This window comes from Nocardia jiangxiensis NBRC 101359 (genome assembly GCF_000308615.1).
Taxonomy (GTDB): Bacteria; Actinomycetota; Actinomycetes; order Mycobacteriales; family Mycobacteriaceae; genus Nocardia; species Nocardia jiangxiensis.
Window position 1 is genome coordinate 1 of record NZ_BAGB01000094.1, and the last position, 201, is coordinate 201.

Annotated in this window: 1 protein-coding gene; it reads right to left on the reverse strand. The window is 63.2% G+C overall.

Annotated features, from left to right (window positions below; all coding sequences use genetic code 11):
* Positions 1–201: S26 family signal peptidase (locus ON40_RS34375; RefSeq protein WP_040829416.1), on the reverse strand; the 201-nt coding region annotated here is incomplete at both ends.

Genomic DNA, 201 nt, shown 5'->3' on the forward strand with positions numbered 1-201 from the left:
GATCCCCCGGACGACGCCGTTGCTCGATCGCGTCGAGTGGTAGCCCTCGTCCCAGGAACTGCTCGGCGATTTGAACACCACCACGTCGCCCGGCTGCGGATCGCCGAAGTCGTAACTGAGCTTCTCGACGTAGATCCGGTCCTCGGTGCAACCGGTACAGCCGTGCAACGTCGGCTCCATCGAGCCGGACGGAATCTGATA